Origin of the sequence: Paenibacillus sp. NAIST15-1, from assembly GCF_001894745.1 — a bacterium.
Lineage (GTDB): Bacteria > Bacillota > Bacilli > Paenibacillales > Paenibacillaceae > Paenibacillus_B > Paenibacillus_B suaedae.
Genome location: NZ_BBYF01000007.1, coordinates 1 through 15562 on the forward strand (window position 1 = coordinate 1; position 15562 = coordinate 15562).

Genomic DNA, 15562 nt, shown 5'->3' on the forward strand with positions numbered 1-15562 from the left:
AAACAAGGGGGCGTCCCAAATCTTTTTAGACTTTTGGGACACCCCCTTTTACTGCAAGAAAGGGGGAACTTATAAAAAACAGAACGAAAATCGAGCTATATGGTGTATGACACTAATAATCAAAGTTTCCCGTCTAATACTCTTTTTTCTCAATAGATTAGCAACATAATGAATACACTGTTACATACGAATCAAATTATATTTGACAATATTAGTAGATCAATTTGGAATGAAGTGGGATATGGATTTATAATTATGAAGGGGCAATCATGAACAGGATACTGATCTGACGCGGTTGTCACTAATATCTGCCCTGTAGAGTGTGATCTTTCAGGAAGCTGGTTCGAAAAAATGCTTTTGAAGTTTTGACAGGATGAGGTGCGAATATGGAACAGGTCATTATTGATTCATATAACCCTGAATGGATAAGAAGGTATGAAGAAGAACGAGACAAGATTATGGAAGCCGTCGCGGACATAGGTTTGGCGGTTGAGCATATCGGCAGCACGTCGGTGCCAGGGCTCAGTGCCAAGCCAGTCATTGATATGATGCTTGGTGTACGGGAATTAGAAGATATGAAGGCGAAGCACATCGAACGATTGCTGGAGATTGGTTATGAATATGTGAATAAGCCAGATTTCCCTGAACGATTGTTTTTTCGCAGGGGACAGTGGAGAGCGGGCACAGAACATCTGCATGTCTATCTGTATAATGGGGATAATTGGAAGGACAATATTCGATTCCGCAATTATTTACGGATGCACCGGAGCAGTATATGCAGCTTAAGCATGCTTTAGCTGCACAATTTCCGCATGATCGCGTTCAATACACAGCGGGGAAGGCTGATTTCATACAAGGCATCATCAACATGGCGCGTAGGGAAAATGTGAATCTGGATTAAGGTTGGGTAAAGTTTTATTTATATTGTTCTTTCACAAGCAATCTTCCACTTTAAGCGGTATATTGAAGGTATATCGATGGACGGTAAATGGATGTGATTCTATTTGGCTTAACGAAGGAAGAATTTGTGCAGAATGAGCGGGAGTGTAATAGAAAGGAAAAATCAAAAAACAGGAATTGTTGCGTAGGGAAGAAAAGGTTATTCCTTTGTAAAATATCGTATAAAACCAATAGGGAGTAGGATATGTAGTGACCATTCGTTTAGCTGAAAAGTTGGAGTTACCACACATCATGAAGCTCTTCTCACAGTGCACAGCACATATGATTGCTCAAGGAATCGATCAATGGGATGAACATTATCCCAACGTGGAAGTGGTAGAACAAAGTATAGCCAGTGGGTCAATGTATGCCTATTTTAAGGATGATTTGATTTGTGGAGTCATTACCTTGCACAGCAGTCAGCCTACCGAGTATGAGACGATTCAATGGCAGTCTGGTCAGGATGCGGAGTGTCTTGTTGTTTATCGCCTTGGGGTTGATCCGGAATTGCAGGGACTAGGGATAGCAACGAAATTAATGGGCTTTGCAGAGTGGTATGCAGGCAACCATTCTCTATCTAGCATTCGATTAGATTGCTATTCCAAAAATGAAAGGGCTTTATCATTCTATCAACATTTACACTATGAAATAAGAGGCAAGGTTATTTTCCCACATTCGGATGTTCCGTTTTATTGCTTAGAGAAAAGAATTCGTTAACACACCTATCAACTAAAACGAAAAGAGCGAGATACATATGATAGTTGAGCTTGAGCGCGATCAATTTTATACATGTACGGATCTTGTGAATTGCACCACGATGCTGGAGCCGAAGGCAATCGTTGCAGGCAACAACCCCGGCAGAATATTTGTCGATCACCCGGAATCGCCGCGATCCGCTATGGTGTGGCAGGGCAATTTAGACGGTTTTTTATTTGTTGGTGACGCTAGTAATGAGTCCTTCAATAGGGACATAAGAGTCTATATGGATGAAGTGTTACGTGAAGAAGCCTTGGAATTAGGGTTGGAGTGGGCAGAATGCATCGGCACTCATCCAAGTTGGAAGCCAGCGATTGAGCACATATTTGCCGATCGAGAGTTGTCCTCATGGACATCATATGTATATTCGCTAATGTTGCCGGATTACAAGCAAGATGCAATCCAATTGCCTGACGGTGATTATAGGGTGGTTCAAGTTACCGACGAACTGCTGCAAAATAAAAGTATTTGGAATCATTCTTTTCTCGAATCAAGGGTTCAGGACTTCTGGGAATCTACGGAGCAGTTTCTACAAGAAGGCGGTGGTTTTTGTGTGATGCACAATGAGACCGTCGCAAGCTTGTGCATGACCGGCTTCCGATACCGTCATATTCATGCGCTAGGAATTGACACGATAGAACAATATCGTGGACGCAAGCTTGCGCAGATTGCAGTTCGTGCGTATGCGGAGCATTTGTTTTCCCAAGGACAATCGATGTGCTGGGACTGTACAGCATCGAATAAGCCGTCGAGTGCAATTGCAGAGCGAATAGGGTTCCAGAGAGAAATGAGCTACAAGGGATATCAATATAAGCTGTAGTAGGGAACGTACTTTCTATTATGTAAACCAGGAGGCTGATTGATGAATGACGCAATTATCATATCAATTGCAACGTGAGATTACGAAGCAGGTACATATCAATTATCTATTATTTGTGCCTGACCAGTATGGAGAGGATCCTACGGTGAAATGGCCATTGCTGCTCTTTTTGCACGGGGCTGGAGAAAGAGGAAACGACATCGAATTAGTGAAACGGCATGGTCCGCCGAAGTTGGCTGAGAAGGGAGAGAAACTCCCTTTTGTTATCGTCTCTCCACAATGCCCGGAAGAATCATTATGGGAAATCGAACGCGATGCGATTATCGCTTTGCTGGATGACGTATGCGAAACCTATCGTATTGATGAAAGCAAGATCTATGCAACTGGTCTAAGTATGGGAGGCTATGGAACATGGAACTTGGCTGCGGATTACCCAAATAAGTTTGCAGCGATTGCGCCGATCTGTGGCGGGGGGAACCCACAAAAGGCGGCACAGCTCAAACATACAGCCATCTGGGCATTCCATGGCGAGAAAGACGATGTAATACCTGTTAAAAAATCGAACGAAATGGTGGATGCGGCGAACGCAGCAGGCGGCAATGCCAAGCTAACCATCTATCCGAATGCCAATCATGATGCATGGACGGAGACCTATCAAAATCCAGAGCTATATCAATGGCTTCTAAGCCATTCCAAGCCGGCTTCATCAAGCGAAGCGAATGAGTAATAAGTTAAGTCGTTGAACGAGCATCCATGATCTTTACCAGCTGCCTATCCGGTTTATTCCAATAGATTATCTTCATTAGGAGGAACGAAGACATGTCAAAGGAAGTAAATCTGCAAGACCTTGAACAGCGCCTAACGGAGGTAGAGAAGCAGCTTGAGAGAAATCAGAGGTTTATTCGAGGGTTCAAGTATGTAATCATTGCAGTCATCGTTATTTTCCTTGTTACATTCGGAATCGGAGTCATTCAGTTTATTGGTGCAGGCTCTGCATAGAAGAATGAATCATTTATTCACACAGTAGATCGTTAGAACAAGAATGATAGATATAGAAAATTACACGACAGAGAAGGTTGTTGAATCGAACATGGAATCATTATCTACATGGATTATCGAAGCAGATATATCAAGTATGCAGGCGGCAATGAATGCGGGAGAACTGACCGCGGAAGAGCTGGTTAACGTCTATTTGGAACGTATCCGTAAGGTTGATTCGGAGCTTCGTTCCATTTTAGAAGTAAATCCGGATGCGGTTGCAATTGCACGTGAACTTGATAAGGAACGGCAAGAACGGGGATGTCGTGGGATGCTTCATGGCATCCCCATTGTATTGAAGGATAATATCGATACACAGGACAAGCTGCACACAAGTGCAGGTTCGATCGCACTGGCGGAATGGACCGCACCAGAAGATTCTTACGTAGCAGCACGTCTGCGTGAGGCGGGCGCGATCATTCTTGGGAAGGCAAATATGACCGAATGGGCAAATTTTATGTCAAGCACAATGTGGGCGGGCTACAGTTCACGAGGTGGGCTAACGCTTAATCCATACGGGCCAGGCGAATTATTTGTTGGCGGGTCGAGCTCCGGTTCGGCTGTTGCGGTAGCGGCGAATTTAACAGCTGCTGCAATTGGAACGGAGACGTCAGGTTCGATTATTTCTCCATCCAGTCAAAATGGTATCGTGGGAATTAAGCCGACATTAGGGCTCGTCAGCCGCAGCGGAATTATTCCGATTACGATGAGTCAGGATACGGCTGGGCCGATGGGGCGAACCGTAAGAGATGCAGCCATAGTGCTGGGTGCGATAACGGGGGTCGACGAGACAGATGCATGTACGCAGACGAGTAAGTCTCGATCATATCGCGACTATACACCATTTTTAGATGAGAGCTTCATCGGGCAGGCGCGAATAGGGATTCCAAGATTTTATTATCAGGACTTGGATGAAGCGAGGCTTGCGATTATGGAGTCTGCCATCGAGGTGCTGAGAAGCAAGGGTGCAACCATCATTGATCCGGTAGAGCTGTCTTGTGAGCATGTGAAATGGGATTCCAATGTACTTCGATATGAATTCAAAAAAGCGCTGAATGACTATCTAGGTAGATTGGACATTACGATGCCCGTTCATTCTCTAAAAGACGTTATTGCGTACAACGAAGCGCATGCTGACATTGCCTTGAAATACGGTCAAAATGTGCTCCTATGGGCAGAAGAGACAAGTGGAACGCTAACGGAGCCAGAATACCATGCTAGCCTCAATCGCAATCAGGAGATGGCTCGCAAAGGCATCGACGAAGTCTTGAGTAAGCATGAATTGGATGCACTGTTCTTCCTAGGCAATGAGCATGGCGCTGATCTGGCTGCTCGAGCCGGGTATCCATCCATCACCATCCCGGCGGGATATGCCGAGTCTGGGATTATAGCACCTGGGGGCTATACGACGAAAGGGCCGCAAGGAGTTACCTTTGTCGGAAGGGCTTATGCGGAACCGACTTTGCTGAGACTGGCCTATGGTTATGAGCAGGCGACGAAGCATCGGGTTGCTCCTCAGTTAGAAAAATAATGGGGATATCCCTTCTGTAGAGGACAAGGAGCTGTATATTTATTCATCGCGAGTGATACATATTGTATCTACACCATCTATTATGAGCAAAATAGCTGGAATATTGATCCTGCTCTACAGTCTCGAAACTGTATGAATAGTATTACGATACCTACTAGAGTTAGAGGTGGATTGGAAATGGAAAGCGGCATCGCATCCGAAGAGCTAATCAATGAGATCGAACAATCCGAAATCAATTACATGTGGGATCGCATGCTTGCGATTCAGCAGAAACCGGGCAATCCCGAGGCTGTAGAACTGGAGCGAATTGGGGAAGTTGCGTGCTACTTTAGTGCTGGAATGCCTTGGCCGTCCTTCAACACGATAAAAGGATGCAGAGGAGCGGATATAGACCGAATCGAAGATATGATGAAGTTCTTCACGGATCGTGGAGGGAAGCCGCAGTTCGAAATTGTGCCCGGGATGGTGGACGCTCCATTTCTGAAGCGGTTGTCGGAGCGCGGCATGTATCCCTCTGGTCATCATACATCCATGTATTACGGGATAGAGCCGAAGGCGTTTGAAGAAAAGTGGGTGGATGATCAGCGCATTCGCGTAGCTGAGCTGCAAGAAGACGATTTCGAAATGTATGCCACGATTCATTGCAAGGGAACTGGATTACCGGACAGCGGAATCCCGCATGTCGCGATGAATAATCGAATTTTATATCATCGTCCGGGCTGGAAGTTCTATGTCGCTTATGTTGATCAGCAGCCTGCCGCTGCAGGGGTCATGCATATGCACAACAGTATTGCCTCCTTGACATTTGCGGCGACCTTACCGGAATATCGTAGGCTCGGATTGCAGAGCTGGCTGTTGAAACATAGAATCGCAGAAGCAGCAAAGCTTGGCTGCCGGTTGGCCGTTAGCCAGTGCGCATTTCTATCACCAAGCCATCGTAATATGGAGCGGGTAGGAATGAAGATGGGTTACGTACGAACAACATGGACGAGCAGATAGAGAGTAACTCAAATAAGGTGGGATTTGAAATGGAAGTCATGAGCGGGGAACTATTTACGGTTGACACATTAACGAAAGATTTTGAGGCTCTGGGCGTGCAGCCGGGGATGAACCTTATTCTGCACTCCTCTATGAAATCATTAGGAAGCTGGGTAGCGGGCGGCGCATCAGCTGTCATACTGGCGCTCGAAGAACAGCTAAGTGAGCAGGGAACTCTGGTCATGCCAACGCACACAGTGGATTTATCAGATCCATCGACATGGCAATGCCCTCCTTTGCTTCGTGGGGAGCGAACAAGGATTGGATCATTGCGAATCACAGTCTCGATTACAGTCTGGGTGAACAGTCTCCGATAGCGAAACTGTACGAGCTAAACGGTTGGGTCTTGCTGCTGGGCGTTGGGCATGGCAATAATACGTCTATCCATTTGGCTGAGTATCGTGCTGAATACGCGAGCAAGCAGATGATGGTGTTGAAGTCTCCTATGATTGTAGACGGTGTGAAATCATGGGTAGCCTATCAAGATGTGGACTTCGATACCGATGACTTTGAGAAGCTGGGGCTGACTTTGCCCGTGGTACTGGTTATGTGCGCAGCGGGAAAATAGCAAATGCAGACGCATTGCTAATGCCTGTCCGAGAGCTTGTTGATTATGCTGTTCAGTGGATGGAGAGAAATCGACGCTGAACGCACGCAGCACCTCTTTGTACCTATCGATGTTGGTAATGACGCAAGATGAATCTAGCTATAGAACGATATAGAACATTTGCAATTGCGATACCGCAAGCAATACCCGCTGCTCCGAATACAACTTGCACAATTCCGGAGCCTGAGAAGGAGTCGCTGCCGGCAATTAGTCCTCGAAGCGCCTCATAGAATGTAATGCCGGGCACGATCGGCACTATTCCAGGTACGATATATACCGTAACTGGCAAGCGGAACTTGCTGGCTGCAGCCCACGCAGCAAAAGCCAGTAAAAACGCAGACGTGAAGCTGGATAGAAAAACACCGAATCCTCGGGAAATGAGCTGGATATAAGTGATCCAGCCGATCGTGCCTATCAGTCCTCCCGCAATAACCGAACGCTTCGGCACATTGCATAGAACCCCGAACGATACAGCAGCGAGGAAGCTGAATATCATGTGAATGGCGATATCTCTCATCGTCAAGCCCCTTCTTTCTTTGTCTATTTACCGAAGAATAGATAATATGCACTTGCAATGCCGGCGCCGAGCGCGCTAGCGGTAAACAACGCTTCGATTGCCACGATCATGCCAGAAATATAATGTCTGGCCATCATATCGCGAATCGCGTTCGTGATAGCGATGCCCGGTACGAGCGGAGCAACCGCCCCCATCATGATGAGATCAAGATGCACCCCTCTATAAGTAAAAGCTATATAGCCTGCCACACCGCCAAGCAAGGCGGCACCGTATTCAGGCAGGAAGGGCGCATGCAATGCTCGTGTCAGCCATGAATGCATGAAATAGGCAACGAGACCTGCGAATATGGCTGCTGGCACATCCACGAATGATCCTCCAAATAGGAGAATGATGCTTCCACTCAAGCAGGCTGTGCATATGAACTTGTGCCACAGCTTCAGCTTGCACACATCCCTTTCAATTGCGAATAGACGATGCCGCATGTCTTGAAGACTAATGCGGCCAGCAGCAAAATCCCGAGATATCTGATTGATGCCGCATATTTTATTCAAGTCATACTGCCGCTTATCGATTCTCTGAAATTGAGAACCGCCCGAATTCAGCTTCACGAAAATGCCATTGACGGTTACGTAGGTGTAATCGCTAGTTGGACGGGAATCTCCGATGGCGTGGCGAATCATCCGCTCCATCGTATCCTCAACCCGGCTTGTTTCCGCTCCGTTCTCCAGAAGCAACTTTCCTGCAAAGAGCACTGTCTCCAAGAGGTAATCCTTATCACGCGCCAACGAGCCGATATTCATGAATGGGGAGCCACCTTTCTTTATAGACCGCTACTGAATGAAAAGAGCAGTTGCAAAACTATTTGTGGATAATTATAATCTATAATAGATAAAAAAAGTAGATGAATAAATCGAAATTTTTATTACATCATGCGGAAGGGTGGTATCAGGATGTTGAAGCAGGAGTTGGAAACGCGTATTGCCAAATTGAAAGCAAAGATGGAAGTGAAGGGCTATGATGCATATGTCGTATCGTCACAGGAGGATATTTGGTACTACACGAATATTACGTACAGTCCCGAAGAACGGCCATTTTTTATCGTCATTTCACTTGATAGCAAGCCAACCTTGGTCGTGCCTAAATTGGAAGAGGCACATGTCCAAAAAGGGATATTGGACACAGATACTGTGTCTTATTGGGATTATCCATCACCTGCCGGTGAGAATTGGTTTGAACGGCTAAGCAGTGTATTACATAAATTCCAGCACATTGGTGTAGAGGCGAACATTCTGGCTGAGCATTATATCCGCATTCAAGGGGGCCATGTAGAGCTATGTCACTTCGTCGCAGCCGACCGGCAGATCAAGAGCGATTACGAAATGGAGCGCATTCGCTTTTGTGCAAATATAGCGGATCGTACGATGCTCGACATTTTCAAGAAGGCGTCGAGAGAAACGATGGTACTGGAAATGTCCGCCCTGGCACAAATTCCGCAGGTAGAGTTGATTAAAACAAAACAATTGGATCCGCTTAACACGAACCTTTTAGCCGTCGTGTGGCCTGCTCCTGAAAGTGCCATGCCGCATGGGGTGCCGGATATATACAAAAAGGTTGGGGATGGCCCGAATGTGGCGATGACCTATTACCGAATTAATGGGTATGCCTCGGAATGCGAGCGCACCTTCTTCTTAGGAAATCCGACGAAAGAAGAAACCGAGTTGTTCCAACATATGATGAATGCCCGCAAAGCGGCGCTGAGTGTATTGAAGCCGGGCGTAAACGCGAAGGAAGTTGATTTGGCGGCGCGGAATTACTTGGCGCAATATGGACTTATCGGCAATTTGCTGCATCGGACGGGACATGGAATTGGGTTAAGCAATCATGAGGCGCCATTTGTGGCGGAAGGCAGCGATGAGGTGCTTACAGAAAATATGGTGATTTCGATTGAACCGGGGATCTATGTGGAAGGCGTTGGAGGCTTCCGGCATTCTGATACGGTTCTCATAACGAAGGATGGTTATGAATTGCTGACGCGGGCTCCGATCGAATTGGGTGAACTTATATTCTAACATTGATAATTTCGGATAGAGGAATGCGAAGCATGGGTACTTAGCAGGTATCCATGCTCTTTTTTATTTGTGTCGGATTCGAAAATACCTATAATGGAAGTAGGGACGCACATGCTAGTGCAATTATATTGCGGGAACAGCAAGTAGAAGGAGATAAGGATGCAAATTAAGAGTGGGGTAGAGCAGGCGATTTGCATTTTGGTGATGCTGGCTACTCAGCATCATGGAGATGCAGTCACGAGCGATACGATCAGCGATCGATTGGATGTGTCGCCGTCTTTTTTGAAAAAGATTATGAGAATGCTGGTCGTACAAAAATTGATTACATCGACCTCAGGGAAGAACGGTGGCTTTCAACTCGCGAAGGATGCGGACGACATTCGGCTGCTCGATGTGTTTGAGGCGATAGAGGGCACCAAGCCATTTTTAAAAACGACGGATTTGGTTCATCAGATCTTTTCGGATCAGCGTGCTGTCGCGGTCGGTGAGACAATAATGACCCAAGCCTTCACCAATGCGGAACGTCGTTATCGAGAGGAATTAAGCCATTATTCGCTGGGCGTACTGCTTAGAGAAACGTTCCAAGTAGAAGACTTGCAGCAATTCGATTGGAATGCATATCGCAGGGCATAGCGTGGTTATCGGATAATACTCGATTTTGTAACTTCTAATATCGAAATTCGTATGTATAATAATGGAACAGCATTTACTCGTGATAAGCCCGATCCAGGATCATCCGTATCTCAGATCGGGTTGTGTTGTATGTGCAGAAATGATTTCGAACGAGTAACGGCTCGCGAATAGGAGTGATAGTGATGAGCAAGAAGACGACATTATATATTGTCCGCCACGGCCAAACCGAATGGAATGTGGAGCGGCGCATGCAGGGGCATATGGACTCCCCGTTGACGGCGCTTGGGGTTAGGCAGGCACAATGGTTGGGTGAAGCGATGAAGGATACAGCGATTGATTGCATCTATGCCAGCAGCAGCGGCAGAACGGATATGACTGCACGGCTCATTCGCGGGGAGCGTGATATCCCGATTATTAGTACGGATGCGTTGAAGGAAATTCATATGGGAGACTGGGAAGGACAGCTTGCAGATGAATTGCAGCGAGCCTATCCAGATCAGTTCGAGGCATTTTGGTATGAGCCGACCGAATATAAGAGCGTGAACGGAGAGACATTCGAAGAGCTTCGTCATCGAGTGCTGCCGTATTTACAGTCCATGATTGCGGACAACGAAGGCAAGTCGATTCTGATCGTGACACATACGGTTGTCGTGAAGACGCTGATGGCTTACTTTGAGCACAGACTTCCAGATCAACTCTGGGAGCCACCACACATTCAGCCAACTAGTCTCAGTCAGATAGAGATTATTGCTGGTGAACCACAAGCTGTAATTGTTCAGCATGGAGATACAAGTCACTATCAGGCTTCTTTCCAAGAGTAAGGTCGAAATGAAGGCAAATAAGTGAAGCGGAGGACGTGCTGCTTATGACTGTTTTCCTCGCTGTTGTTATTATTATTGCAGGAGCTGTCAGCTTCTTCTTTCCTAAGTTCGGATGGGAGATGAAGCATGGGTGGACCGTAGATGGAGGAACTGGGCCCAGTGATGACTACATCATACTTACCAAGATAAGCGGGTTTATCATCATGGCCGTAGGCCTAGTATTATTTATCTACAGGATGATTGTCTGAGTGGCTTTTGAAGCTGGCAATGGGGGCGGAGATATGGTGGATGATAGACAGTTAGATGAGTTTCTGTTGATATCCAAACATCGACTGGTTTCCCACTATCAAGTAAAGCTGTTGTCATGTCTTCAATGCATTTCACCTGAAATGCTGTGGGATCAGGAGTCAGAGGGTGAAAATTGTATTGGCAGCATTGTGCTGCATATCATCGCGCACGTCGACCGCAATACGATGCGGCTCTCGAACCCTGATCGCCGCTTCGATCAGGGCATCGAAACGCATTTTCCGAATGAGCCTATGAGCAAGCTGGAGTTGATTGCCCGGGTAACCGAATCCTTTGAGGCTTTAGGTGCGGCGATCGATCAATCTCATTCCAAGAATCATTCTATGTATGACCTCTATCATCTCGTTGAACATACAGCCTATCATTCTGGGCAAGTCATAGACCGTGTACAGCGGAGAATAGGCACGCGGTTTCAATTTGTGCAGCAAGGGCTGAATGAAAAGGCGCTGCGGCAAAGGGTCGAAAATGAACTGGAAGTTCGAAAAGCAAAGAACGGCTACATAACTATTTTTCTTTTCCAAATATACTGAAGAGGGTGACGTAAAATGAGCAATTCACGCAAAGGGATAGCAGGAAAAAGAATATACTTACGTCCATTTACTGGTGACGACATAGATTGGTACTATGAGGCATTACTCCAACAGGAGTCTAACCGATTGACGGGTACGAAAAAGTTGTTTTCCAGAGAAGTACTGCGAAACTATTTGGATACAATTGCATCTGACCGTGAACGGGCACAGTTCGTTATCGCGCTGCAGGAGGATGAGCGGCCGATTGGAGAAATTGCGATTATGGATATGGATCCATCGAATCGGAGCGGTCATATTCGTATCGCGATATTCTCTGAAGAGGACTGCGGGCAAGGGTACGGTTCGGAAGCAATGATTCTTATGTTGGATTACGGCTTCGGTATGCTGAACCTCAATCGAATTGAATTGGTTGTATTTTCATACAATGCAAGGGCAGTCCGAGCCTACGAGAAGATTGGGTTTGTACAAGAGGGGATTCAGAGAGAAGCACTTTACTACAATCATGAATACCACGACTCTATTATGATGAGTATACTAGCGCGAGAATTTCGGGAGAGACATGGCGTTTCAGCAGGAGCGTCATCATCTGTCTGAAGTATCGTGATATAATTTACGAGAACAGTTATTTTGGCTATCTTGGGAGATGATAAGTTGGATACGAAGTGGGAATATCGTACGATCAAATATAAGACAGGAGGATTTCTGGGCGGCAAGGTCGATGAAGATGGCTTCGAGCAAATGCTGAATGAAGCCGGCTACGAAGGATGGGAGTTAGTGTCCTGTTTCGACACGAGCACCACCCATGGTCAGTCCAGAGATATCATTGCTGTATTCAAGCGCAAAGTCTATTTGTAAGGTACATATAAGGAATTTGATGAAAGTTGGCCCAGTCCTGGATTCTCATAAAACCGCGACTGGGCTTAGGGGTATCTCGCAACTATATTCTCATCGTACAGAACAATGCGCCTGCCTTGCATCTCTATCAGAAGCTTCAGTACAAAGAGGCATATCGCTATTGGTACCGTTTGCGTGGAACGCACTGATTGCAAGGGGGAGCTCTATGAAATGGTTAGCTAAACGAGAGTTCAACATTCCTCATACTGGCATCAATAAGATTGAGAAGGTTCAGATCGGTGGAATCGAACAATACATATTGGTTCAATCGATAAGAGAAGGTCTTCCTATCCTGCTTATGCTTCATGGTGGTCCTGGTCTGCCGTTGCCAGGTGTATCTTGTCGTGGCAGACATGATGTTCATGTGCATGGGCAGTTTGTAGAAACGTTTTGCGCGAAGTTGGAGGCTCCTGCTGGCAAACGGTTGATCTGGATGGATAAATCCGCTCATATGTTCCATCTTGATGATGCTCGTCGTATTGAACAGGAACTGATCGAAATCGCAATAAGGGCGTAGGTTCGTTATTGTATCCTAATGAAGCATTAAGGGGAGGCAGAGATGATACTAGAAACAGAGCGGCTGCAATTGCGGCAGATGAACCAGGCAGATTATCCAGATTTATGCGAGATTCTGCAGGATAAAGAGGTCATGTATGCCTATGATCGCAAGTTTGAGGATGCTGATGTACAAGCATGGTTGGATCGGCAGAACGCGCACTATCAAGAGTATGGCTTTGGATTATGGGATCTAGGGATGGCTGTTATAAAAGAATTCGTCAAGCCATATCAGATCGGAGATATGCTTCATTATCTGTATGCCGTGAAGAAATAGCGATCTTTATCATAATAAATCTCAGTTGAAGATGAGGTGTTTGGTTGAACAAGTTCTCTAACCGTATACAGTCTGAACGGCTTGTGATTAGACCGCTTGAGGGAGAAGACTACTTCGCATGGCTAGCTGGATATGAAAATAGGCTGCCTGCACAGCACAAATATGATGAAGGCACCGTTGAGATGAGCAGATACACCGAAGAATGGTTTCAACTCGAGATAGACAATCATCAAAAATTGGCTGTCGAAGATAAACTATATTTTTTCGGCATCTTTCGAAAAGAAGACAACGCCCATGTAGGGGCCATCGATTTTTCTACGCTATTGCGGGATGATTTTCAATGGGCCAGATTAGGTTATATGATTCATAATCAATATTGGAGAAGGGGTTATGGAAATGAGGCTGTAGCTGCAGCAATTACTTTTGCGTTTGAAAAACTTAATTATCATCGCATTGAGGCGCATATTAACCTTGATAATACTCCTTCAATCAAATGTGCAGAAGGGGTTGGAATGAAGTTTGAGTGTATTCGAAAAGGATTTATATATGAAAATGACGCGTGGACAGATCATCTCATCTACTACATAAATGCAAAGTAGACCAGAATAGCCAGCTTATCTTAACGAAGGAAGCATGGCTTTTTTTTGTATGTACATCGGTTCCTGTTTTTAGGATAATGATTATGCCTAATTTTGGGATTAATATTCATATTCAGCATTCTGCCTAACAACAAAGCGTTCATTAAGGAGATATGAAAGACATGGGATATATATCGGAATTGCGGAAAGTTGTAGGTACGAAGCCATTGCTTTTAGTAGGTGCCTGTGTACTCGTATTTAATGAAGCAGGCCACTTATTGCTTCAAAAGCGGGCGGATACTCTGGATTGGGGAACGATAGGCGGCGCAATGGAATTAGGGGAATCGATGGAGGAAGCGGCGCATCGCGAGCTTTATGAGGAAACGGGACTTCGTGCAGGAGGAATGAAATTTGTTACACTGTTGTCTGGATCGGATATGTACTTCCAATACCCGCACGGTGATGAAGTCTATAATGTAATGGCTGTGTATGAAGCTTTGGATGTAACGGGAACACCTGTCGTGAATGATCATGAGGGTTTGGAAGTGAAGTATTTCGCTCTTGATGAACCGATTCCAGAGTTGAATCCATTCAATGAGAAGTATTTGCGCAAGGCGGGATATATTCAGAAGTGGTAATTGAAGATGACAATCGGAAGCAAGGAGGTTGAGCATGATGCGTCATTCTAAAGTAGCATGGGGGATAGCGCTTATCTTGCTTATTACAAACTTGATCACGATAGGATGCCTTATGACAGAGAAAAAGAAAGAAAATGGGACAGTTGTGCAGCCTGCGTTGGATGTGTTCGAGTTAAGAGGGCAGTCAGAGCACTGGAAGCTTCGTCATTATCAGGTGATGCGAACATCGAATTCGATACGAAGAGGATCTGCATCATTGACTTACTTGGGTGACACCAAGGATATTAAGGATTCCTCATCGTTTTATATTGAATATTACGAAAAGCATGGGGAACGCGAAGAGGGAGTTCTTACGAGTGGAATGGTAGCTACGAACGGCAGTGTGCAACTATTATCGGAATTGGATCACTTGGGCTCCACTCAAAGCGAGCCTACGGAGTTCGAGCGGGCCATGACGAAGGATGACTTCGCTGGCAGTTATGTCAAATTGCGTTGGTCAGATAGTTATGGTGAGGAGCATGTTGAAATAATTGAGTTGGAAGTGAACAATCATACCACATTCTCATAAGTGAGTGATAGTTGTTGTTTACAATGAGCGGGTGTACGAGTCGGGAGGTGTCGGTGTGAAGGCTGTTATCTTCGATTTGGATGGTACGTTATTGGATCGAGAGAGCTCATTGCTATCTTTTCTTGAGGATCAATTGCATTGAAGCCTATTTTGACTGTATCTTGATTTCCGAGTGGGAAGGGCTACGCAAGCCAGATCCAGCTATCTTCCATCGTGCATTGTATAAACTGTCTGTTCGAGCAGAAGAAGCGATTTACGTCGGCGATCATCCGGACAATGACGTGAGGGCAAGCCGTGCAATTGGAATGACTGCAATCTGGAAGGAAGACAAGTATTATGAGATACCTGCAGAGGCGGATGCGATGATTCGAGATCTGTTGGATCTCAAATTATTTTTATAGAATTGTAGCTGGAAACTGATTTGGAGAAATCATATCATGGTAGACA

Annotated in this window: 22 protein-coding genes and 2 pseudogenes; 22 read left to right on the forward strand and 2 right to left on the reverse strand. The window is 45.7% G+C overall.

Annotated elements, in window-relative coordinates:
- The first annotated feature begins 386 nt into the window (after positions 1-386).
- The 8 genes and pseudogenes from PBN151_RS16275 (at position 387) to PBN151_RS16310 (ending at position 6770) form a co-directional block, all read left to right on the forward strand.
- Positions 387-901: pseudogene (locus PBN151_RS16275) on the forward strand (GrpB family protein).
- A 248-nt stretch (positions 902-1149) separates the two neighbouring features.
- Positions 1150-1656 (forward strand): GNAT family N-acetyltransferase, encoded by a 507-nt coding sequence (locus PBN151_RS16280; protein WP_139295362.1) that lies wholly within the window; start codon positions 1150-1152, stop codon positions 1654-1656.
- Positions 1657-1693: 37 nt separating this feature from the next.
- Entirely contained in the window at positions 1694-2515 is an 822-nt protein-coding gene (locus PBN151_RS16285) for a GNAT family N-acetyltransferase (protein WP_072729840.1), read from the forward strand.
- Between the two features lie 46 nt (positions 2516-2561).
- The gene (locus PBN151_RS16290; RefSeq protein ID WP_072729841.1) at positions 2562-3242 is read left to right on the forward strand and encodes a carboxylesterase family protein; all 681 of its coding nucleotides are present in this window, start codon (positions 2562-2564) and stop codon (positions 3240-3242) included.
- Between the two features lie 92 nt (positions 3243-3334).
- Complete coding sequence (locus PBN151_RS16295; RefSeq protein ID WP_065290549.1) at positions 3335-3514, forward strand: hypothetical protein; 180 nt, start codon at positions 3335-3337, stop codon at positions 3512-3514.
- A 91-nt stretch (positions 3515-3605) separates the two neighbouring features.
- A complete protein-coding gene (locus PBN151_RS16300) occupies positions 3606-5084 on the forward strand; it encodes an amidase family protein (protein WP_072729842.1) in 1479 nt (492 codons plus the stop codon).
- A 132-nt stretch (positions 5085-5216) separates the two neighbouring features.
- Complete coding sequence (locus PBN151_RS16305) at positions 5217-6083, forward strand: GNAT family N-acetyltransferase (RefSeq protein WP_227774743.1); 867 nt, start codon at positions 5217-5219, stop codon at positions 6081-6083.
- 131 nt (positions 6084-6214) lie between these two features.
- Positions 6215-6770 (forward strand): annotated as a pseudogene (locus PBN151_RS16310) (AAC(3) family N-acetyltransferase).
- A gap of 23 nt (positions 6771-6793) precedes the next feature.
- Here the strand turns inward: PBN151_RS16310 and PBN151_RS16315 are convergent.
- Together PBN151_RS16315 and PBN151_RS16320 are read right to left on the reverse strand one after the other, a co-directional pair.
- Positions 6794-7246 carry a threonine/serine exporter family protein gene (locus PBN151_RS16315; RefSeq protein WP_072729844.1) on the reverse strand — a complete coding sequence of 151 codons (453 nt, stop codon included), beginning with the start codon at positions 7244-7246 and terminating at the stop codon, positions 6794-6796.
- Between the two features lie 23 nt (positions 7247-7269).
- Complete coding sequence (locus tag PBN151_RS16320; RefSeq protein ID WP_072729845.1) at positions 7270-8046, reverse strand: threonine/serine exporter family protein; 777 nt, start codon at positions 8044-8046, stop codon at positions 7270-7272.
- A 150-nt stretch (positions 8047-8196) separates the two neighbouring features.
- Here PBN151_RS16320 and PBN151_RS16325 point away from each other — a divergent pair, with 150 nt between their 5' ends.
- From PBN151_RS16325 to PBN151_RS16385, 14 genes are all read left to right on the forward strand, one after another.
- On the forward strand, positions 8197-9315 hold the full coding sequence (locus tag PBN151_RS16325) for a M24 family metallopeptidase (protein WP_175560734.1): 1119 nt from the start codon (positions 8197-8199) through the stop codon (positions 9313-9315).
- Between the two features lie 159 nt (positions 9316-9474).
- Complete coding sequence (locus tag PBN151_RS16330; protein ID WP_072729846.1) at positions 9475-9948, forward strand: Rrf2 family transcriptional regulator; 474 nt, start codon at positions 9475-9477, stop codon at positions 9946-9948.
- Positions 9949-10130: 182 nt separating this feature from the next.
- Positions 10131-10769, forward strand: a complete 639-nt coding sequence (locus PBN151_RS16335; RefSeq protein ID WP_072729847.1) for a histidine phosphatase family protein — start codon at positions 10131-10133, stop codon at positions 10767-10769.
- A 44-nt stretch (positions 10770-10813) separates the two neighbouring features.
- A complete protein-coding gene (locus tag PBN151_RS32530) occupies positions 10814-11017 on the forward strand; it encodes a DUF6199 family natural product biosynthesis protein (RefSeq protein ID WP_072729848.1) in 204 nt (67 codons plus the stop codon).
- Positions 11018-11605, forward strand: a complete 588-nt coding sequence (locus tag PBN151_RS16345) for a hypothetical protein (RefSeq protein ID WP_083545178.1) — start codon at positions 11018-11020, stop codon at positions 11603-11605. It begins immediately after the preceding gene.
- Between the two features lie 15 nt (positions 11606-11620).
- Complete coding sequence (locus PBN151_RS16350) at positions 11621-12199, forward strand: GNAT family N-acetyltransferase (RefSeq protein ID WP_072729849.1); 579 nt, start codon at positions 11621-11623, stop codon at positions 12197-12199.
- A gap of 57 nt (positions 12200-12256) precedes the next feature.
- On the forward strand, positions 12257-12460 hold the full coding sequence (locus tag PBN151_RS16355) for a DUF4177 domain-containing protein (protein ID WP_028531552.1): 204 nt from the start codon (positions 12257-12259) through the stop codon (positions 12458-12460).
- Between the two features lie 205 nt (positions 12461-12665).
- Positions 12666-13016, forward strand: a complete 351-nt coding sequence (locus PBN151_RS16360) for a hypothetical protein (protein WP_028531551.1) — start codon at positions 12666-12668, stop codon at positions 13014-13016.
- A 42-nt stretch (positions 13017-13058) separates the two neighbouring features.
- Positions 13059-13331, forward strand: a complete 273-nt coding sequence (locus tag PBN151_RS16365) for a GNAT family N-acetyltransferase (protein WP_072729850.1) — start codon at positions 13059-13061, stop codon at positions 13329-13331.
- Positions 13332-13375: 44 nt separating this feature from the next.
- Entirely contained in the window at positions 13376-13930 is a 555-nt protein-coding gene (locus PBN151_RS16370; RefSeq protein ID WP_072729851.1) for a GNAT family N-acetyltransferase, read from the forward strand.
- A 161-nt stretch (positions 13931-14091) separates the two neighbouring features.
- The gene (locus tag PBN151_RS16375) at positions 14092-14547 is read left to right on the forward strand and encodes an NUDIX hydrolase (protein WP_072729852.1); all 456 of its coding nucleotides are present in this window, start codon (positions 14092-14094) and stop codon (positions 14545-14547) included.
- A 34-nt stretch (positions 14548-14581) separates the two neighbouring features.
- Positions 14582-15115, forward strand: coding sequence for a hypothetical protein (locus PBN151_RS16380; protein WP_072729853.1), 534 nt, complete (start codon positions 14582-14584; stop codon positions 15113-15115).
- A gap of 4 nt (positions 15116-15119) precedes the next feature.
- Positions 15120-15257, forward strand: a complete 138-nt coding sequence (locus PBN151_RS31980) for a hypothetical protein (RefSeq protein WP_227774796.1) — start codon at positions 15120-15122, stop codon at positions 15255-15257.
- A 19-nt stretch (positions 15258-15276) separates the two neighbouring features.
- A complete protein-coding gene (locus PBN151_RS16385) occupies positions 15277-15516 on the forward strand; it encodes an HAD family hydrolase (protein ID WP_265332108.1) in 240 nt (79 codons plus the stop codon).
- Positions 15517-15562: the final 46 nt, after the last annotated feature.